General features: G+C 62.3%; 11 protein-coding genes. 9 read left to right on the top strand and 2 right to left on the bottom strand.

Annotated elements, in window-relative coordinates:
- Positions 1 to 31: 31 nt before the first annotated feature.
- The gene (locus AT984_RS09165; protein ID WP_058719832.1) at positions 32 to 8743 is read right to left on the bottom strand and encodes a hypothetical protein; all 8712 of its coding nucleotides are present in this window, start codon (positions 8741 to 8743) and stop codon (positions 32 to 34) included.
- 506 nt (positions 8744 to 9249) lie between these two features.
- Here AT984_RS09165 and AT984_RS09160 point away from each other — a divergent pair.
- Together AT984_RS09160 and AT984_RS09155 are read left to right on the top strand one after the other, a co-directional pair.
- Positions 9250 to 10206 carry a glycosyltransferase family A protein gene (locus tag AT984_RS09160; protein WP_156421958.1) on the top strand — a complete coding sequence of 319 codons (957 nt, stop codon included), beginning with the start codon at positions 9250 to 9252 and terminating at the stop codon, positions 10204 to 10206.
- A gap of 43 nt (positions 10207 to 10249) precedes the next feature.
- Positions 10250 to 11623, top strand: a complete 1374-nt coding sequence (locus AT984_RS09155) for a methyltransferase (RefSeq protein WP_058719830.1) — start codon at positions 10250 to 10252, stop codon at positions 11621 to 11623.
- 2 nt (positions 11624 to 11625) lie between these two features.
- On the opposite strand, the gene AT984_RS09150 is transcribed toward AT984_RS09155, so the two are convergent.
- On the bottom strand, positions 11626 to 12294 hold the full coding sequence (locus tag AT984_RS09150) for a GntR family transcriptional regulator (RefSeq protein WP_058719829.1): 669 nt from the start codon (positions 12292 to 12294) through the stop codon (positions 11626 to 11628).
- A gap of 83 nt (positions 12295 to 12377) precedes the next feature.
- Here AT984_RS09150 and scpA point away from each other — a divergent pair, with 83 nt between their 5' ends.
- The 7 genes from scpA to AT984_RS09115 all read left to right on the top strand — a co-directional run bounded on the left by scpA (position 12378) and on the right by AT984_RS09115 (position 20935).
- Positions 12378 to 14606 carry a methylmalonyl-CoA mutase gene (scpA, locus tag AT984_RS09145; RefSeq protein ID WP_082679903.1) on the top strand — a complete coding sequence of 743 codons (2229 nt, stop codon included), beginning with the start codon at positions 12378 to 12380 and terminating at the stop codon, positions 14604 to 14606.
- A complete protein-coding gene (locus tag AT984_RS09140; RefSeq protein WP_231741617.1) occupies positions 14603 to 15088 on the top strand; it encodes a GNAT family N-acetyltransferase in 486 nt (161 codons plus the stop codon). Before scpA ends, AT984_RS09140 begins: the two co-directional genes overlap by 4 nt.
- The gene (gene meaB, locus AT984_RS09135) at positions 15085 to 16095 is read left to right on the top strand and encodes a methylmalonyl Co-A mutase-associated GTPase MeaB (RefSeq protein ID WP_058719828.1); all 1011 of its coding nucleotides are present in this window, start codon (positions 15085 to 15087) and stop codon (positions 16093 to 16095) included. The genes AT984_RS09140 and meaB overlap by 4 nt, the downstream gene beginning before the upstream one ends.
- Positions 16088 to 17629 carry an acyl-CoA carboxylase subunit beta gene (locus tag AT984_RS09130; RefSeq protein WP_058719827.1) on the top strand — a complete coding sequence of 514 codons (1542 nt, stop codon included), beginning with the start codon at positions 16088 to 16090 and terminating at the stop codon, positions 17627 to 17629. Before meaB ends, AT984_RS09130 begins: the two co-directional genes overlap by 8 nt.
- Entirely contained in the window at positions 17599 to 18303 is a 705-nt protein-coding gene (locus tag AT984_RS09125) for a hypothetical protein (RefSeq protein ID WP_058719826.1), read from the top strand. The genes AT984_RS09130 and AT984_RS09125 overlap by 31 nt, the downstream gene beginning before the upstream one ends.
- Before the next feature lie 101 nt (positions 18304 to 18404).
- The gene (locus AT984_RS09120; RefSeq protein WP_058719825.1) at positions 18405 to 20468 is read left to right on the top strand and encodes an acetyl-CoA carboxylase biotin carboxylase subunit; all 2064 of its coding nucleotides are present in this window, start codon (positions 18405 to 18407) and stop codon (positions 20466 to 20468) included.
- Entirely contained in the window at positions 20468 to 20935 is a 468-nt protein-coding gene (locus tag AT984_RS09115; RefSeq protein WP_058719824.1) for a VOC family protein, read from the top strand. Before AT984_RS09120 ends, AT984_RS09115 begins: the two co-directional genes overlap by 1 nt.
- Positions 20936 to 20976: the final 41 nt, after the last annotated feature.

Raw genomic sequence — 20976 nt, 5'->3', positions numbered from 1 at the left:
ACGATGCATCCGGATTTGTCGTCGATCAAACTCAGATCAGAGGCAGGTGGCGACTCAGGTCGTCGTCATCGCCTGGGTTCTTGTGCTTGATCAGCGCTGGGCCGTCGATGGCCTGATGCGTCAGCTTGTCGGCACTTGGCGCTCCTGGCAGTGGCACCTCGGCGGGCGGCACCAGCACATCGCTGAGCTGCAGCTTGGCTCCGTCGCTGCCCGTCACGGCCGTGGGCGCCGTGGTCGTGGCCGCTTGGCTGGAGTCGCGGCTGAACCAGACGTCGGCCATATCGTGCGTCTTGCCATCCGTCGCCTGATAACCCGAGACCAGGCCCACCAGATTGCCGTTGTTGACCGCCGTCGAGGTCTGGGCATGCAGATCCAGGTTGGCAATATGCAGGGAGTCCAGGGACTTCAGCTCGCCGGCCTGGGTGATGCCGTCGTGGTTGCCATCCACCCAAACCTGCAGCTGGGCAAAGTCCTTGTCCTTGGCATCCAGCTTGCCGTCATGGTTGCTGTCCATCGCGGCCATCGCGGCGTAGCCATCCTTGGCGTGTGAGCCATCGGCCAGGCGGGTGCCTTCGCCGAAGAGCTCGCGGCCGTCATTGATCTTGCCGTCGCCGTTGATATCGCGCACCAGCAGGCCGTCATTGCCGCCCACCCAGCCCCACTTCTGCCAGACACCCATGCCCAAGAGGTCGTAAGTAACGCCCTTGTCGGCAGAGATGGTCTCCACACCGTTGCCGTCCAGGTCAAGGATGATGGGCGAGACCTGGGCCGCGACCAGTGCATTGAGCTGATCGCTGCTCATGGCGTTGATCGCCTCGGTGGCGAAGGAGGTCGCCTGCGTCATCGAGAGCTTGCTGATATCCGACGCATCCAGTCCGGCAATCTGCTCGCTGATCAGCGAGTGGATCTGCTCCGTCGTGAAGGTAGAGAACTGGGCCGAGGTCAAGGCCTTGATGTCATCAGTTTGCAGAGCCTGGATCTGGTCGCTGGTGAAGCCACGCAGAGCCGCTGTGCTGAAGTAGCTGATGTCGCTGCTGTCGAAGGCGCGAATCTCTTCCGAGCTCAGCGTGTGCAGTTGCTCAGAGTTGATCGCGGCCAGCTGTGCGCTGCTCATCGCCGTCAGCTGATCCGAGTGCAGGGCGGAGAACTGGTCGGTGGCGATGGCGCGGATTTGTGCCGTGCTCAAGGCCTGCACGTCCTCCGATTCCATGACCCGGAAGTGTTCACTCGTCATGCCGCGGATTTGCGTGGTGCTCAGAGACGCAATTTGTGCAGTGCTGAGGCCCTCGATCTGATCGGTGATGAAGGCGGCCAGCTGGTCCGATCCGAATCCGCGCAGGGCACTGGTGCTCAGCTGGCTCAGGTCTGCGGTTTCCAGCGCTCGCACCTGGTCGGAGCCAAGTACAGACAGTTGGGCCGAGCTGAGTAGCTTGAACTGGTCGGTGGCCAGTGCCTTCAGGTCAGCCGTTTCCATACCGGCAAACTGAGCCGTGCTGAGCGCTTGGATCTGCGCCGAGGTCAGCTGGCCGATCTGGTCGGAGGCCAGAGCATTCAACTGATCGGTACCCAGTGAGCGGATCTGAGCCGTCGTCAGGGCACGCAGGTCGGCGGTTTCCAAGCTGGCAAGCTGATCAGTGCCCAGGCCCTTCAGTTGCTGAGTGGTCAGCGACTGGATCTGGTTCGAGCCCAAGGCGTTGATCTGGTCAGACACCAGGGCACGGATGCCGTCCGAACCCAGGCCACGCAGGGCGGCCGTGCTCAGCAGGGCAAAGTCTTCGGTCTCCAGCTTGTTGAGCTGATCCGAGGCCAGGGCGCCGATCTGAGCGGAGCTAAGGATCTTGGCCTGATCGGTGGTCAGGGCCTTCAGGTCGGCCGACTCCATACCAGCGAACTGGGCCGTCGTCAGGGCTTGCACCTGCAGCGTGGTCAGCTGAGCGATCTGGTCCGTGCCCAAAGCATTGAACTGATCGGTGGCCAAGGAGCGGATCTGCGCCGTGGTCAAGGCACGCAGATCAGCGGTTTCCAGCGAGGCGACTTGATCGGTGCCCAGCCCCTTGAGTTGCTGAGTGGTCAGCGACTGGATCTGGTTCGAGCCCAGGGCGTTGATCTGGTCAGACACCAGGGCACGGATGCCGTCCGAACCCAAGCCACGCAAGGCGGCCGTGCTCAGCAAGGCGAAGTCTTCGGTCTCCAGCTTGTTGAGCTGATCCGATGCCAGGGCGCCGATTTGAGCGGAGCTGAGGATCTTGGCCTGGTCGGTGGCCAGGGCCTTCAGGTCGGCCGATTCCATCCCGGCCATCTGGGCCGTCGTCAGGGACTGGATCTGAGCTGTGGTCAGCTGGCTGATCTGATCGGTGCCCATGGCGTTGAGCTGCTCGGTGGCCAGGGAACGGATCTGTGCCGTGGTCAAGGCGCGCAGATCGGCGGTTTCCATCGCAGCGACCTGATCGGTGCCCAGGCCATTGAGTTGCTGGGTCGTCAGCGACTGGATCTGGGCCGAGCCCAAGGCATTGATCTGGTCAGACACCAGGGCACGGATGCCGTCGGACGTCAGGCCACGCAGGGCTGCCGTGGTCAGCAGGGCAAAGTCTTCGGTCTCCAGCTTGTTGAGCTGATCCGAAGCCAGGGCGCCGATTTGAGCCGAGCTGAGCAGCTTGGCTTGGTCGGTGGCCAGGGCCTTCAGGTCGGCCGACTCCATGCCGGCAAACTGAGCCGTCGTCAGGGCTTGGATCTGCACACTGGTGAGCTGTGCTATCTGATCGGTGCCCAGGGCATTGATTTGATCCGTGCCGAGGGAGCGCAGCTGTGCCGTGGTCAGGGCGCGCAGATCGGCCGTTTCCATCGAGGCGATCTGATCGGTGCCCAAGCCGTTGAGTTGCTGGGTTGTCAGCGACTGGATCTGTGCTGTGCCCAGAGCATTGATTTGGTCAGACACCAGGGCACGGATGCCGTCGGAGGTCAGGCCACGCAGGGCTGCCGTGGTCAGCAGGGCAAAGTCTTCGGTCTCCAGCTTGTTGAGCTGATCCGAGGCCAGTGCGCCGATCTGAGCGGAGCTGAGGATCTTGGCATGGTCGGTGGCCAGGGCCTTCAGGTCGGCCGACTCCATGCCAGCGAACTGGGCCGTCGTCAGGGCTTGCACCTGCAGGGTGGTCAGCTGAGCGATTTGATCAGTGCCCAAGGCATTGAATTGATCGGTGGCCAAGGAGCGGATCTGAGCCGTCGTCAGGGCACGCAAATCAGCGGTTTCCAAGGAGGCGACCTGATCGGTCCCCAGACCCTTGAGTTGCTGAGTGGTCAGCGACTGGATCTGGTTCGAGCCCAGGGCATTGATCTGATCAGACACCAGGGCGCGGATGCCGTCGGAGGTCAGGCCACGCAGGGCGGCTGTGCTCAGCAGGGCGAAGTCTTCGGTCTCCAGCTTGTTGAGCTGATCCGAGGCCAGGGCGCCGATCTGAGCGGAGCTGAGGATCTTGGCCTGGTCGGTGGCCAGGGCCTTCAGGTCGGCCGACTCCATGCCGGCCATCTGTGCGGTCGTCAGGGACTGGATCTGAGCGGTGGTCAGCTGGCTGATCTGGTCGGTGCCCAGGGCGTTGAGTTGGTCGGTGCCGAGGGAGCGGATCTGCGCCGTGGTCAAAGCGCGCAGATCGGCGGTCTCCATCGAGGCGATCTGATCGGTGCCCAGACCCTTGAGTTGCTGAGTGGTCAGCGACTGGATCTGGTTCGAACCCAGGGCATTGATCTGATCAGACACCAGGGCACGGATGCCGTCCGAACCCAGGCCACGCAGGGCGGCCGTGGTCAGCAGGGCAAAGTCTTCAGTCTCCAGCTTGTTGAGCTGATCCGAGGCCAGGGCGCCGATCTGAGCCGAGCTGAGCAGCTTGGCTTGGTCGGTGGCCAGGGCCTTCAGATCGGCCGACTCCATGCCGGCGAACTGAGCCGTCGTCAGGGCTTGGATCTGCGCACTGGTCAGCTGAGCAATTTGATCGGTGCCCAGGGCGTTGATCTGGTCGGTGCCCAGGGAGCGGATCTGCGCCGTGGTCAAGGCGCGCAGATCGGCGGTTTCCATTGCGGCGATCTGATCGGTGCCCAGACCGTCGAGTTGCCGGGTCGTCAGCGACTGGATCTGAGCTGAGCCCAGGGCATTGATCTGGTCGGACACCAGGGCACGGATGCCGTCCGAACCCAAGCCACGCAGGGCGGCGGTGGTCAGCAGGGCAAAGTCTTCGGTCTCCAGCTTGTTGAGCTGATCCGAGGCCAGGGCGCCGATCTGAGCGGAGCTGAGGATCTTGGCATGGTCGGTGGCCAGAGCCTTCAGGTCGGCCGACTCCATGCCAGCGAACTGGGCGGTCGTCAGGGCTTGCACCTGCAGGGTGGTCAGCTGAGCGATCTGGTCCGTGCCCAAGGCATTGAACTGATCGGTGGCCAAGGAGCGGATCTGTGCCGTCGTCAATGCACGCAGATCAGCGGTTTCCAGCGAGGCGACTTGATCAGTCCCCAGACCCTTGAGTTGCTGAGTGGTCAGCGCCTGGATCTGGTTCGAGCCCAAGGCATTGATCTGGTCAGACACCAGGGCACGGATGCCGTCCGAACCCAGGCCACGCAGGGCGGCGGTGCTCAGCAGGGCGAAGTCTTCGGTTTCCAGCTTGTTGAGCTGATCCGACGCCAAGGCGCCGATCTGAGCGGAGCTGAGGATCTTGGCCTGGTCGGTGGCCAGAGCCTTCAGGTCGGCCGACTCCATACCAGCGAACTGGGCCGTTGTCAGGGCTTGCACCTGCAGGGTGGTCAGCTGAGCGATCTGATCAGTGCCCAAGGCATTGAACTGATCGGTGGCCAGGGAGCGGATCTGCGCCGTGGTCAAGGCACGCAGATCAGCGGTTTCCAGTGAGGCGACCTGATCGGTGCCCAGACCCTTGAGTTGCTGAGTGGTCAGCGACTGGATCTGGTTCGAGCCCAGGGCATTGATCTGATCAGACACCAAGGCACGGATGCCGTCCGAACCCAGACCACGCAAGGCGGCGGTGGTCAGCAGGGCGAAGTCTTCGGTCTCCAGCTTGTTGAGCTGATCCGAGGCCAGGGCGCCGATTTGAGCGGAGCTGAGGATCTTGGCCTGGTCGGTGGCCAGGGCCTTCAGGTCGGCCGACTCCATGCCGGCGAACTGAGCCGTCGTCAGGGCTTGGATCTGCGCACTGGTGAGCTGAGCAATCTGGTCGGTGCCCAGTGCGTTGATCTGGTCGGTACCCAGGGAGCGGATCTGCGCCGTGGTCAAGGCGCGCAGATCGGCGGTTTCCATCGCGGCGATCTGATCGGTGCCCAGGCCGTCGAGTTGCCGGGTCGTCAGCGACTGGATCTGGTTCGAGCCCAAAGCATTGATCTGGTCAGACACCAGGGCACGGATGCCGTCCGAACCCAAGCCACGCAGGGCGGCCGTGGTCAGCAGGGCGAAGTCTTCGGTCTCCAGCTTGTTGAGCTGATCCGAAGCCAGGGCGCCGATCTGAGCGGAGCTGAGGATCTTGGCATGGTCGGTAGCCAAGGCCTTCAGGTCGGCTGACTCCATGCCAGCGAACTGGGCCGTCGTCAGGGCTTGCACTTGCAGGGTGGTCAGCTGAGCGATCTGGTCAGTGCCCAAGGCATTGAACTGATCGGTGGCCAGGGAGCGGATCTGCGCCGTGGTCAAGGCACGCAGATCAGCGGTCTCCAGCGAGGCGGCCTGATCGGTCCCCAGACCCTTGAGTTGCTGAGTGGTCAGCGACTGGATCTGGTTCGAGCCCAGGGCATTGATCTGATCAGACACCAGGGCACGGATGCCGTCCGAACCCAGGCCACGCAGGGCGGCCGTGGTCAGCAATGCGAAGTCCTCGGTCTCCATCTTGCTGAGCTGGTCAGAAGCCAGTGCGGCGATTTGGGCCGAACTCAGCACCTTGGCCTGTTCAGTGGTCAGGGCACGGATATCGGTGGTTTCGATTCCGGCGGCCTGTGTTGTCGTGATGGCCTGGATCTGAGTGGTCGTCAGTTGGCCGATCTGGTCGGTGCCCAAGGCATTGAGTTGGTCGGTGCCCAAGGAGCGCAGCTGACCCGTGGTCAGCGCACGCAGATCGGCGCTTTCCATCGAGGCGATCTGATCGGTGCCCAGACCGTCGAGTTGACGGGTTGTCAGTGACTGGATCTGGTTCGAGCCCAGGGCATTGATCTGATCAGACACCAGGGCACGGATGCCGTCGGACGTCAGGCCCCGCAATGCAGCGGTGCTCAGCAGGGCGAAGTCTTCGGTCTCCAGCTTGTTGAGCTGGTCGGAAGCCAGGGCGCCGATCTGAGCGGAGCTGAGGATCTTGGCCTGGTCGGTGGCCAGGGCCTTCAGGTCGGCCGACTCCATGCCGGCCATTTGTGCGGTCGTCAGGGCCTGGATCTGAGCTGTGGTCAGCTGGCTGATCTGGTCGGTGCCCAGGGCGTTGATCTGGTCGGTGCCGAGGGAACGGATCTGCGCCGTGGTCAAAGCGCGCAGATCGGCGGTTTCCATCGCGGCGATCTGGTCGGTGCCCAGACCCTTGAGTTGCTGAGTGGTCAGCGACTGGATCTGCGCTGAGCCCAGGGCATTGATCTGGTCAGACACCAAAGCACGGATGCCGTCGGAGCTCAGGCCTCGCAGGGCGGCCGTGGTCAGCAGCGCGAAGTCTTCGGTCTCCAGCTTGTTGAGCTGATCCGAGGCCAGGGCGCCGATCTGAGCGGAGCTGAGCAGCTTGGCTTGGTCGGTGGCCAGGGCCTTCAGGTCGGCCGACTCCATGCCGGCGACCTGGGCGGTCGTCAGGGCTTGGATCTGCGCACTGGTCAGCTGAGCAATTTGATCGGTGCCCAGGGCGTTGATCTGGTCGGTACCCAGGGAGCGAATCTGTACCGTGGTCAAGGCGCGCAGATCGGCGGTCTCCATCGCGGCGATCTGATCGGTGCCCAGGCCGTCGAGTTGCCGGGTTGTCAGGGACTGGATCTGAGCTGAGCCCAAAGCATTGATCTGGTCAGACACCAGGGCACGGATACCGTCCGAACCCAAGCCACGCAGGGCGGCCGTGGTCAGCAGGGCGAAGTCTTCGGTCTCCAGCTTGTTGAGCTGATCCGAAGCCAGGGCGCCGATCTGAGCGGAGCTGAGGATCTTGGCGTGATCGGTGGCCAAGGCCTTCAGGTCGGCCGATTCCATGCCGGCGAACTGGGCCGTCGTCAGGGCTTGCACCTGCAGGGTGGTCAGCTGACCGATCTGGTCAGTGCCCAGGGCATTGAATTGGTCGGTCGCCAAAGAGCGGATCTGTGCCGTGGTCAACGCGCGCAGATCGGCGGTTTCCATCGAGCCGACCTGATCGGTTCCCAAGCCCTTGAGTTGCTGGGTCGTCAGCGACTGGATCTGGTTCGAGCCCAGGGAGTTGATCTGGTCAGACACCAGGGCACGGATACCGTCGGAAGTCAGGCCACGCAGGGCGGCCGTGCTCAGCAGGGCGAAGTCTTCGGTCTCCAGCTTGTTGAGCTGATCCGAGGCCAGCGCGCCGATCTGAGCGGAGCTGAGCAGCTTGGCTTGATCGGTGGCCAGGGCCTTCAGGTCGGCCGATTCCATGCCGGCGAGTTGAGCCGTCGTCAGGGATTGGATCTGTGCGTTGGTCAGCTGGCCAATCTGATCGGTGCCCAGCGCATTGAACTGATCGGTGCCGAGGGAGCGCAGCTGCACGGTGGTCAGCGCGCGCAGATCGGCGGTTTCCATCGAGGCAACTTGATCGGTACCCAGACCCTTGAGCTGCTGGGTCGTCAGGGATTGGATCTGAGCCGAGCCCAAAGCGTTGATCTGGTCAGACACCAGGGCACGGATGCCGTCGGACGTCAGGCCACGCAGGGCGGCCGTGCTCAGCAGGGCAAAGTCTTCGGTCTCCAGCTTGTTGAGTTGGTCCGAAGCCAGGGCGCCGACTTGCGCGGAACTGAGGATCTTGGCTTGGTCGGTGGCCAGGGCTTTCAGGTCGGCCGACTCCATGCCAGCGAGCTGGGTGGTGTTAAGCGACTGGACCTGTGTCGTGGTCAACTGGGCGATCTGGTCGGTGCCCAGTGCGTTGAATTGATCGGTGGCCAAGGACCGAATCTGCGCCGTCGTCAGGGCACGCAAATCCTCGGTTTCCAGTTTGGCAACCTGGTCGGTTCCCATGCCCTTGAGCTGTTGGGTCGTGAGGGCTTGAATCTGATTGGTCAGCAGGGCGTTGATCTGGTCGGTGCCAAATGCGCCCAGGGAATCACTGGTGACGCCTCGCAGTGCTGAGGTGCTCAGCTTGGCGACGTCTTCGGTCTCGATCTTTGAAAGCTGATCCGAGGTCAGGGCGCCGAGCTGCTTGGAGTTGATGACCTTGAAAACCTCGGTCCCCAAGGCTTTCAGGTCCTGCGACTCCAAAGCGGCCATGTGTTCAGTGACAAAGGCACTGACCTGCTTAGTGGTCAGTGCCTGTGCTTGCTCACTGGTCATGCCCTTGATCTGATTCGCGCTGAAGGCCTGTATGGCCGCCGTGCTGAATTTAGCGAAATCCTCGGTCTCGAAGAAGCTGATCTGCTCCGAGCTGAGTGACTTGATCGCCAAGGTGGACAAGCTGGCCGTCTGCTCGGTCGTCAGCGCTTTCAGCTGATCAGACGTAAATGCTGCCCAGTCTTCTGAAGTCAGCTTGCGCAGAGTCGCCGTGGTCAGACCATCAATTTGGTCGGTGGAAAGGCTTGTGATGATCGAGGGCATGAGCTTTACCTCAGGTGGGCGTGACTGTTCGGGGCTGGTGAATTCAAGACTGAACTTGGAGGCTCACCGGATCGTTTCGCTACAGTCACGTGAATGCTTTGGGCTTGGCGCTCGGCGTCGAAACGAAGGGCGCCACGCTCAGGTACAGAACTGAAAACTGTCTGTGGTTCCAGGGTTTGGGCTCAATATGGGCTTGGGCTCTGGGGCGATATCTGCAAACTTCGGCACAAGGCTGCCAATCTTTAGCAACCATGGCTTCACATGCAGGGCTTTCGCTCAGACATGTGCTGATTGGGTACTTTTTGCTTAAAGCCTGGTTCTGGTCGCATAACTTCAAAATGACACAGTCAGGCATCTCAGCAAATCTCTGTCGGCATGCTAGGTGTCTGGCAAGCAGGCATTGGATGGAAAAGCTGCCCAAACGTGCAGCTTTTGGCAGGATGGCTGGGCGCGAGTTCTCGCTGTAATGCTCAATATCGGCGTCAAGCCTGTTGGGCACACTCGCCATGCAAGTCACCACCCTGATTCCTGCTTACAAGACCAAGTACATCGTTGAGTTGTTGACGGGGCTGATGACGCAGACGCTCAAGCCGCAAAAAGTCATCGTTTCGGACGACAGCCCGGATGGCGTATTCGGTGCCTTGTTGCAGTCACCGCAAATGGAGTTGGCGCGGCGCAAGCTGCAGATCGAAGTGCATACCGGCCCGCGCGCCGGTGCCTACGAAAACTTCAAGCACTTGCTGCGCTTGTGGGACGGGTCGACCGAGCTGGTCCACCTCTTGTTGGACGACGACATCCTCTACCCCGACTTCTATCTGCGCCACCTGATGGCGCACGCCAGTTGCCGCAGCCCCAGCAGCATCAGTGCCCGCTGGTGCACCAATGAGCGAGGCCAGCCGGTGGAGGGCATGCCCATCCCGAAGAATGTCTGGTTTTCTAACGACCGTATCGTCTTGTTGGAAGCGTCCTTGCTGTTCTCCAGCACCTTGCCCGATTGCACCAATTGGTTGGGGGAGTTCTCCAACTGCGTGATGCGCAAGGAGGCTGCCGATTTGCTTTTCAGCCCGCAATTTGCAGGCGTCTCCTATGAAGGCCTGTGGGATTTGGGTGCATTTTTGGCGGCCAGCCTGATCGGGCCGGTGGCCTATATCCAAGACCGGTTGGGTGCGTTCCGGGCGGGCGGCGAGGGCCACTCCGCGCAGTTGCTGGGCAAGCATATGAAAGCCGCTCATCTGGCCTACGCAGCCTTGAGCCTGGGGGCGGTGCGGCTGGAGCGGCTCAGCCCTGACAGCGCGCGCAAGGGTTACGCCGGCCTGCATCAGGCGCTGCTGGACCGTTACACCGCCGAGCCCGATGTGGCGCCCTTCATCCCGGTGCTGGGGCGCCTGGCTGCGGGCGAAGCTGAGGCCGAGGCGGAGTTCTTGCTCCTGTGGGAGCAATTCCTGCGCAGCCACAAGTTTTGATTCAGCGCCCAGCGTTCGAGAACTATTCGCCAGAAAGCCAGCCATGAGTCTTGTTGCCTCTGAAGCCCAAACCCTGCCGGTGGTGGTGGTGTCCTACAACAGCGTGGACTTGCTGCGCAATCTATTGAGCTCCTTTCGGAGCTTCTATCCCAATCCGGTCCATGTGGTGGATGGCTCAGAGCCTGGCCCGCTGGCCGACATTCGCACCATGCTGGTCGAGTTTGAGGGCGTGACTCTGCATGCGCAGGAGTTCAACATCCACCATGGCCCGGGCATGGCCTGGGCCATCAGTCAGTTGGACCTGGGCCCCCGCGCCTTGTTTCTGGATAGCGATATCGTGGTCCTGAAACCGGGCTTTATTGAGGACTTGCTGTCCCATCTGCAGCCCGAGGACTATGGCGTGGGCGGCGTGGCCTATGTCAATCGCGAGGGTTTTGATATTCCCTATGCCTACGGGGCAGTGCCTTATCTGCACCCGCCGTGCATGCTGTGCAATATCGAGGTGATGAAACAGTGGCCGCTGCCCATCAAGCATGGCGCGCCCATGGTGGCGCCCATGTTGGCCTTGCATGATGCGGGGCGCTCGCATCTGCTGCGGCATCTGGACTGGACGTTCAACGACGTCACCCCCGATACCCGCAAGCTCTATTTGGATCACATCGGCCGTGGCACGGTCACCGCTACCCAGGGCTACCACTTGGAAGAGTGGATGGCTGAAGCGCAGGCGCGAGCCCAGCAAAAGCTGGCACAAGCTCAAGGCGCCGCGCCAACCGGCTACAACCCCGATTTGCTACCCATGATTCCGGCCGGCGCGCGGCGCATTTTGGAGGTGGGTTGCAGCACCGGTGCGCTGGCGCATGCCCTGAAATTGCAAAGGCCGGATGTGCACATCCTTGGCTTGGAGCTTGATCCCAAGGCGGCCCAAGTGGCACGTGGGCATTGCAACGAGGTCTTGAATTTGGACATCGAAGCCGCCGATGAGGCCTTGTTCCGCGACTTCGCTGACCGCGACTGCTGGATTTTTGGCGATGTGCTGGAGCATTTGCGTGACCCCTGGCGAGTGCTGAGCCAGATTCGCAAGGTCATGCCGGCGGGCGCTTGCGTGGTGGCGAGCATTCCCAATGTGCAGCATTGGAGCCTGCAAGGGCGCCTAGCCGTGGGGGATTTTCGTTATGAGGCTGATGGTTTACTGGACCGCACCCATTTGCGCTGGTTCACCCGCATCACCTTGTTTGAGCTGTTTCAGTCGGCTGGTTTGAGGGTGGAGGCCGGCGTGCCGCGCATTTTCAATGAGCCGGGGCGGGAGCCTGTGCTGGCGGCCATCCGGCAGATGGCCTTGGCCATGGGCCGTGACCCGGAAGGGGCAGTGCGGGATGCGCTGCCCTTGCAATACGTGGTGCGTGCCGTCGCAATCTGAAGTTAGTCGCCCGCGCCTGATGCGGGCGTGCCGTGGGTGGCTGCGGCGAGGCCGTTGTCGAAATGCATGCGCATGAGTCGCGCCGCGTCCTCGCTGCGGCGTTCGACCAGTGCGGCGATCAGCATTTCGTGCTCCTGCAGCGAATCTTGGATTCGCCCTTGCTTGAACAAGGAGTGATGGCGGTTGAGCTTCATCACTCGGCGCAGGTCGGTGACGATTTGCTGGCGCCAGCGATTGCCTTCAATTTCTAGGATGCGCAGGTGAAAGCGCTCATTGGTCGCGAAAAAGGCCTCGTGATGCTCTGCTTGGTCCACCAGGGTTTTGTGCAGGGCCTGTAGCTCTTGCATTTGCTCCGCGCTCGCCAGTTGGCAAACGCGTGCCGTGGCATCGCTTTCCAGCAGGGCCAGCAACTGGTAGGCCTCGCGCACATCGCGCTCTGACATTTCGGTCACATAGGCGCCGCGCCGCACCTTCATCGTCACCAGGCCTTCAGCCGCCAAGACTTTCAGGGCTTCGCGCAGCGGTGTTCGGCTGATGCCGAGGTCGCGGCAAATCTTGAGTTCATCAATCCAATGGCCGGGCTCGAGTTCGCGGCTGAAGATTTGCGCGCGCAGGCGTTCGGCCACCTCTTGGTAGAGGGCTCGCGGTGCCAGAGCTTGGGGTGTGGCCATTGGATTTGTCAGAGTTCAGTCATTTTTGAATTTATAATTATGAATGAAAGTTCGACAGCGTAGTTGAACGACCGGAGCCTCCCATGTCAGATTCACGTTCATCAGTTCCCGCCTCAGCTGCAGCAGCGCCCAAGTCAACGGCGCCCGTCAACTCGCCTTCGGCGGCTGGCGAATTTGCTGCAGCCGATCTGGCGCAGTGGCACAAGGCCGCTGCCAAGTCGGCCCCCGGCGGCAATGTGGATGCTTTGAACTGGCATACGCCGGAAGGCTTGGTGGTCAAGCCCCTGTACACGGCCGAGGACACGGCGGAACTACCCCACGCCAATACCTTGCCCGGCTTCGAGCCCTTTTTGCGCGGCCCGCAAGCCACCATGTATGCGGTGCGCCCCTGGACCATCCGCCAGTACGCCGGTTTCTCTACTGCGGAGGAAAGCAATGCCTTCTACCGCAAGGCCTTGGCGGCGGGCGGGCAGGGCGTGTCGGTGGCCTTCGACTTGGCGACCCACCGCGGCTACGACAGCGATCACCCGCGCGTGACCGGTGACGTCGGCAAGGCCGGCGTGGCGATTGATTCGGCCGAAGACATGAAGATCTTGTTCGACGGCATTCCGCTCGACAAGGTTTCGGTGTCCATGACCATGAATGGCGCCGTGCTGCCAGTGTTGGCCGGCTATGTGGTGGCGGCCGAGGAGCAGGGCGTTTCGCAAGATCAGCTGAGTGGCACGATCCAGAACGACATCCTCAAGGAGTTCATGGTTCGCAACACTTATATCTACCCGCCCGAGCCGTCGATGAAGATCATCGGCGACATCATCGAGTACACGGCCCAGCACATGCCGAAGTTCAACTCGATCTCGATCTCGGGCTATCACATGCAAGAGGCGGGCGCCAATCAAGCTTTGGAGCTGGCCTTCACCCTGGCCGATGGCAAGGAATATGTGAAGACCGCTATTGCCAAGGGCATGGATGTGGATGACTTTGCCGGCCGCCTGAGCTTCTTCTGGGCCGTGGGCATGAACTTCTATCTGGAGATCGCAAAGATGCGGGCCGCGCGCCTGCTGTGGTGCCGAATCATGAAGGGCTTTGATGCCAAGAAGCCCAAGAGCCTGATGCTGCGCACCCACAGCCAGACTTCGGGCTGGTCGCTGACCGAGCAAGACCCCTACAACAATGTGGTGCGCACCACCATCGAGGCGATGGCTGCGGTGTTTGGCGGCACGCAATCGCTGCACACCAATTCGCTGGACGAAGCGATTGCGCTGCCCACCGAGTTTTCCTCGCGCATCGCCCGCAACACCCAGCTGATCATCCAGGAAGAAACGCACATCACCAGCGTCATCGACCCCTGGGCCGGTAGCTACATGATGGAGAAGCTGACGCAGGACATGGCCGACAAGGCCTGGTCCATCATCGAAGAGGTCGAGGCCATGGGCGGCATGGTCAAGGCGGTGGACAGCGGCTGGGCCAAGCTCAAGATCGAGGCCAGCGCGGCGGAGAAGCAAGCTCGCATCGACTCCGGCAAAGACGTGATTGTTGGCGTCAACAAATACAAGCTGGCCAAGGAAGATCCGATCGAAATTCTTGATGTGGACAATGTGCGCGTGCGCGATGGCCAGATCACCCGCCTGAAGCAGATTCGCGCCACCCGCGATGCGGCGGCGGTGCAGGCCGCCTTGGCGGCGCTGACGGAGTCGGCCCGCACCGGCCAAGGCAATCTGCTGGACTTGGCCATCAAGGCCACGCGATTGCGCGCCACCGTGGGTGAGATCAGCGATGCGCTGGAAGCCGAGTTCGGCCGCCACCGCGCGGATACTCAGAAGGTCAGTGGTGTCTATGCCGCCGCTTACGACTCGGCCGAAGGTTGGGCCAAGCTGCAAGACGAGATCAAGGCTTTTGCTGAAGGCCAAGGCCGCCGCCCCCGCGTGATGATTGCCAAGCTGGGCCAGGACGGCCATGACCGCGGCGCCAAGGTGGTGGCCAGTGCCTATGCCGACCTGGGCTTCGATGTGGACATCGGCCCGCTGTTCCAGACGCCCGAGGAATGCGCCCGCCAAGCGATCGAGAATGATGTGCACGCCGTTGGCGTGTCGACCTTGGCGGCAGGGCACAAGACCTTGGTGCCCGCCATCATCGCGGCGCTGAAAGAGCAGGGCGCGGACGACATCATCGTCTTCGTTGGCGGCGTCATCCCGGCGCAGGATTACGAGTTCTTGTACCAGTCCGGCGTCAAGGGCATTTACGGCCCGGGCACGCCCATCCCGGCGAGTGCCAAAGACGTGCTGGAGCAAATTCGCCAGGCGGTGGCCGCTTGAGCCCTGCGCCAGCATCGCTGAAATGGCGGCTGGAGCCGGTGGTCGAGGCCGACTTTGAGTCGCTGCTGGCCCTGCGCATCGCCGCCTTGCAGGAAAGCCTGGAACGGCTGGGCCGCTTTGACCCGGCGCGGGCGCGGGCGCGCTTCCAGGCCGGCTTCGAGCCCGCTTTCATGCAGCACATCGTCAGTGCCGAGTCCGGTCAGAGGCTGGGCTTCTTCACCGTCAAGCCGCGCCCCGAGGGTCAGGTCTTGCGTTTGGAACATCTCTACCTCAGTCCAGCAGCTCAAGGACATGGCGCCGGTAGCTGGGTGATGGAACAAATCAAGCGCCAAGCGCGCCTGAGCGCTTGTGAGATCAGCCTTGGCGCACTCAAGCTGAGCCGCGCGAATGACTTCTACCAGGCCCACGGCTTTCAGCAAGTGGCCGAGCAGGAGTTCGATGTGGAGTACCGCTGGAACCCGGCCATGGAGTTGCGCGCATGAATCTGGCGGCGGACTTGCAATCAGCCTCAAACCCGGTCCAGCGCCGTGCCATGGCCAAGGCCATCACCTTGCTGGAGTCGACCCGCGCGGACCATCGCTTGCAGGCCGATGCCTTGCTGACCGAGATCTTGCCGCTCACCGGCCGCGCCTTCCGCCTGGGCATTTCCGGCGTGCCGGGTGTGGGCAAAAGCACCTTCATCGAAGCGCTTGGCCTCTTCTTGATCGAGCGCGGCCTGCGCGTGGCGGTGCTGGCGGTGGATCCCTCCAGCACCGTGTCCGGCGGCTCCATCTTGGGTGACAAGACCCGCATGGAGCGGCTTTCCATGCAGCCCCAAGCTTATATCCGCCCCAGCCCCAGTAGCGGCACCCTGGGCGGCGTGGCCGAGAAAACGCGCGAGGCCATGCTGGTTTGTGAGGCGGCGGGCTATGACGTCGTCATCGTCGAAACCGTGGGCGTGGGCCAGAGCGAAACCGCCGTGGCCGGCATGACGGATATGTATGTGCTCCTGCAATTGCCCAATGCGGGCGATGACTTGCAGGCCATCAAAAAAGGCGTGATGGAATTGGCCGACTTGGTGGTGATCAACAAGGCCGATCTCGATGCGCTGGCCGCCACCCGGGCGCGTGCCCACATCAGCAGCAATCTGCGTGTGCATGCCATGCATGGCCATGGTCATGATTCTGCGGAGCAAGCGCCGGCCTGGTATCCCCAGGTGATGCAACTCAGCGCTTTGAAAGCCCAAGGGCTGGAAGAATTTTGGGCGGCGGTGTGCCGCTACCGCAGCCTGCAAGAGGCCAATGGCGCTTTGGCTGAGAAGCGCCGCCAGCAGGCCCTGGCCTGGATGTGGGAACGCATCCAAGCCGGCTTGCAACAACAGTTTTCTACCCACACCGCCGTGCAAGCGGCCCTGGCACCTAGCATTGAACAAGTGCTGGCCGGCCAACTCGCGCCCAGTACGGCGGCGCGTCAACTACTCGCTCATTTCTCTGGAGACAAGCATGCATGACATCCAACAAAGGCTAGAAGAAAAGCGCGCCCTGGCCCGCCTGGGCGGCGGCGAGAAGCGCATTGCGGCCCAACATGCCAAGGGCAAGCTGACGGCGCGCGAGCGGCTGGAACTGCTGTTCGACGAAGGTACCTTCGAAGAATGGGATATGTTTGTCGAGCACCGCTGCGTGGACTTCGGCATGGCCGACAACAAGATCCCCGGCGACGGCGTGGTGACCGGCTACGGCATGATCAACGGCCGCCTGGCCTTTAGCTTCAGCCAGGACTTCACCGTCTTCGGCGGCGCGCTGAGCGAATCGCATGCCGAGAAGATCTGCAAGGTGATGGACCAGGCCATGAAGGTTGGTGCCCCGGTGATCGGCTTGAACGACTCGGGCGGTGCGCGCATCCAGGAAGGCGTGGCCTCCTTGGGCGGCTATGCCGATGTCTTCCAGCGCAATGTGCTGGCCTCGGGCGTGATTCCGCAGATCAGCATGATCATGGGCCCCTGCGCTGGTGGCGCGGTGTACAGCCCGGCGATGACGGACTTCATCTTCATGGTGAAGGACTCCAGCTATATGTTCGTCACCGGCCCCGAGGTGGTGAAGACCGTCACCCATGAGGAAGTGACCGCCGAGGAGTTGGGCGGCGCGGCAACGCACACATCCAAGAGCGGCGTGGCCGATCTGGCTTTCGACAACGATGTCGAGGCGATTCTGATGCTGCGGCGCTTCTTCAACTATCTGCCGCTGAACAACCGCGAGAAGGCCCCCACCCGTCAGGGCTTCAACGGCGGCGACCCGGCTGGCCGCTTGGACTATTCGCTGGACACCTTGGTGCCCGACAACGCCAACAAGCCCTACGACATGAAGGAGCTTTTGCTCAAGGTCGTGGACGACGGCGATTTCTTCGAACTGCAGCCCGAGTACGCCAAGAACATCCTCACCGGTTTCGCCCGCATGGAAGGCCAAACGGTGGGCATCGTCGCCAATCAGCCCCTGGTGCTGGCTGGCTGCCTGGACATCAAGAGCAGCATCAAGGCCGCCCGCTTTGTGCGTTTTTGCGATGCCTTCAATATTCCCGTCATCACCTTCGTCGATGTGCCCGGCTTCATGCCCGGCACGAGCCAAGAGTACGGCGGCATCATCAAGCATGGCGCCAAGCTGCTTTATGCCTATGCCGAATGCACGGTGCCCAAGGTCACCGTGATCACCCGCAAGGCCTACGGCGGCGCTTACGATGTGATGAGCTCCAAGCACCTGCGTGGCGACGTCAACTTTGCCTGGCCTAACGCTGAAATCGCGGTGATGGGTGCCAAGGGCGCGGTGGAGATCATCTTCCGCGAAGACAAGGGCGATCCCGCCAAACTGGCCGCCAAGGAAGCCGAGTACAAGGCCCGCTTTGCCAACCCCTTTGTGGCTGGCGCACGCGGCTTCATCGACGATGTGATCCAGCCGCATGAGACGCGCAAGCGCATCTGCCGCAGCTTGGCCATGTTGAAGGACAAGAAGCTGGAAAACCCGTGGCGCAAGCACGGCAATATGCCGCTGTGATGGGCCGCCCTATGCGTGCCAAGGTCTTTTTGAAGGCGCTGCTGGCGGCAGGCTTGGCTTCTGCCGGCTTGGCGCAGGCGGTGCAAGCGCAGGTTCCTAACCTCATGCCTTTGGGAGGCGCCACGCCCAGCCGGGCCAAGCCTTGTGTGGCCATGCATGCGCTGCCGCTGGAGCAGTCCTTGCTGATCGCGCCGGCGGCCCTGGGCGATGCGGCTGCACGCCAGAGCCTGGATTCGGCAGCGCAGGCGCAAGGCGTCTTGGTGCGCGACCTCGATCAGGCTTTGAGTGCGGCCAAACCCCTGGCAGAACAAGGCGAGTGGAGCGAGGCCAAGAGCCGCGCCGTGGCCGCCGAAGGCTTTGCCGCTTGCGCCCGGCGCATTTATGGCGAGAGCGTGCTGACGCGGATCGCGGCCTGCGAGTTTGATTTATCGACCTTGCCGGTGATCTTGCTCTACCGCGTCGATGGCCAAAGCCGCGCCGCAGCCGCCGCCGATTTGAAGCGGGCCGGCGGCTTGGACGACGAGGGTGAGCAGGCCCGCCGCGCGCCCTTGATGCTGTCCTTCACCTACCAGGGCGCAGGCCCGGTGGTGGGGCAAAGCCGCGCCTGGATCGACCGCCGCGTGGCCGATTGGACCGAACAATGTCTGGCCGGCCGCTTGCTGCTGCCCAAGTAGACGATCAAAAAATTTAGTTTGGAGACTGACAATGTTGACCAAGTTCCTCATGACCCATCGCGGTGCTCGCGCCGCAGGCGAGTTCACCCCGGGAGAGCAGCATGTTTAAGAAAATCCTGATCGCGAACCGCGGGGAGATCGCCTGCCGGGTGATCAAGACGGCCCAGAAAATGGGCATCAAGACGGTGGCGGTTTACTCCGAGGCGGACCGCGATGCCCGCCATGTGGAGCTGGCCGACGAGGCCGTGCTGCTTGGCCCAGCGCCTTCGCGCGAGTCCTATCTGGTGGCCGACAAGATCATTGCGGCGGCCAAGAGCACCGGCGCTGAAGCCATCCACCCCGGCTACGGTTTCCTGAGCGAAAACGAAGAGTTCGCCCGCCGTGTGGAAGAAGAAGGCTTGGTCTTCATCGGCCCCAAGGCCCATTCCATCGCGGCGATGGGCGACAAGATTGCTTCCAAGAAGCTGGCCGGCGCGGCCCAGGTCAACACCATTCCCGGCCACAACGAGCCGATTCTGGCGGCCGAAGATGCCGTCAAGATCGCGCAAGGCATTGGCTACCCGGTGATGATCAAGGCCAGCGCAGGCGGTGGTGGCAAGGGCTTGCGGGTGGCCTTCAACGACAAGGAATGCTTCGAGGGCTTCACCAGCTGCCGCAACGAGGCGCGCAATAGCTTTGGCGACGACCGCGTCTTCATGGAGAAGTTCGTCGAAGAGCCGCGCCATATCGAGATTCAGGTGCTGGGCGACTCGCAGGGCAATGTGCTTTACCTCTGGGAGCGTGAATGCTCCATCCAGCGCCGCCATCAGAAGGTGATCGAAGAGGCGCCGTCGCCCTTTATTTCCGAAGCCACCCGCAAGGCCATGGGCGAGCAGGCCGTGGCCTTGGCTAAAGCCGTGAAGTACCAGAGCGCAGGTACGGTGGAGTTCGTGGTCGGCAAGGACCAGAGCTTTTACTTTCTGGAGATGAACACCCGCTTGCAGGTAGAGCATCCGGTGACGGAGTGCATCACCGGCCTGGACCTGGTGGAGCAGATGATTCGCGTGGCGGCTGGCGAAGCGCTGGCCTTCAAGCAAGAAGACCTGCGCCGTGATGGCTGGGCGATTGAATGCCGCATCAATGCCGAAGACCCGTTCCGCAACTTCCTGCCTTCCACCGGCCGTTTGGTGAGCTATCTGCCGCCGCCCACCAGCTTGGAGGCCGCCACCACGCCGCCGCGTGACCGGCCCTTGCCGGATGGCGTGCGAGTGGATACCGGCGTCTACGAAGGCGGCGAGATCCCGATGTTCTACGACTCGATGATCGCCAAGCTGATCGTGCACGGCAAGGATCGCCTGGACGCCATTGCCAAGATGCGCGAGGCACTCAATGGCTTTGTGATTCGCGGCATCTCCAGCAACATCCCCTTCCAGTCGGCGCTGCTGGCGCATCCGGACTTCGTCTCGGGCAACTTCAACACCGGCTTCATCGCCCAGCACTATGCCGACGGCTTCCGCGCCGAGGATGTGCCGCATGAGGACCCCTTGTTCCTGGTGGCCTTGGCGGCCTTCATTCGCCGCAAGGCCAATGAGCGCGCCGCCGGCATCAGCGGGCAATTGGCTGGCCATGAAATGCAGTTGGACAGCGACTACGTCGCCATCGTTCACCAAGGCCAGGGTCAGGTCTTGCGCTATGAGGTGCATGTGTCGGAATACCTTGGCTTGGCGGGCCAAGCCACCATCCGGATTGGTGAGCAGAGCTACAAGATCGAATGCCGCTCGCGCCTGAGCGAGATCCGCCTCAGCGGCTTGGTCAATGGCAAGCCTTTCTTTGCCCAGGCTGAACGCGGCACGACCAAGAACCCCTTGGCCTATCGCATCAGCCACAACGGCTTGTCCATCAAGGTCACGGTGTTGTCGCCACGCGCGGCAGAGCTGCATGCCTTGATGCCTTACAAGGCGCCACCGGACACCAGCAAGTTCTTGCTCTCGCCCATGCCGGGGCTGCTGGCCCAGGTGACGGTGCAGCCGGGCCAGGTGGTGCAGGCGGGTGAGCGCCTGGCCATCATCGAAGCCATGAAGATGGAAAACATCTTGCTGGCGACACAGGATGTGAAGGTTGCTGAAGTACTGGCCAAGCCGGGCGAAAGCTTGTCGGTGGATCAACCGATTCTGAGGTTCGAGTGATGAGCACGAGCAAGCCTTACAAGATTCTCGGCATCCAGCAAATCGCCATCGGCGGCCCGGATAAGGCCGCATTGCGCAAGCTGTGGGTGGATGTGCTGGGCCTCACTGTCACCGGCAACTTCGTGTCCGAACGCGAGAACGTCGACGAAGACATCTGCACCATTGGCAGCGGGCCGCACAAGGTGGAGGTTGACCTGATGCAGCCTCTGGACCCCGAGAAAAAGCCCGCCGTGCACAGCACGCCGCTGAACCATGTTGGCCTGTGGGTGGATGACCTGCCCAAGGCGGTGGCGTGGATGAGCGCCAACGGTGTTCGTTTTGCGCCTGGAGGCATCCGCCCTGGCGCAGCGGGCTACGACATCTGCTTCATCCACCCCAAGAGCAGCGCCGAGTTCCCGATTGGCGGGGAGGGCGTGTTGATCGAGTTGGTGCAGGCGCCGCCGGACGTTGTGGCGGCCTTGTCCTGAAACGGGTCGCGCTGCATGGGCAGGGCCTTGACCTGGCTTGT

Origin of the sequence: Paucibacter sp. KCTC 42545 (assembly GCF_001477625.1) — a bacterium.
Lineage (GTDB): Bacteria > Pseudomonadota > Gammaproteobacteria > Burkholderiales > Burkholderiaceae_C > Paucibacter_A.
This window is presented reverse-complemented; position numbering and strand designations above follow the sequence as displayed.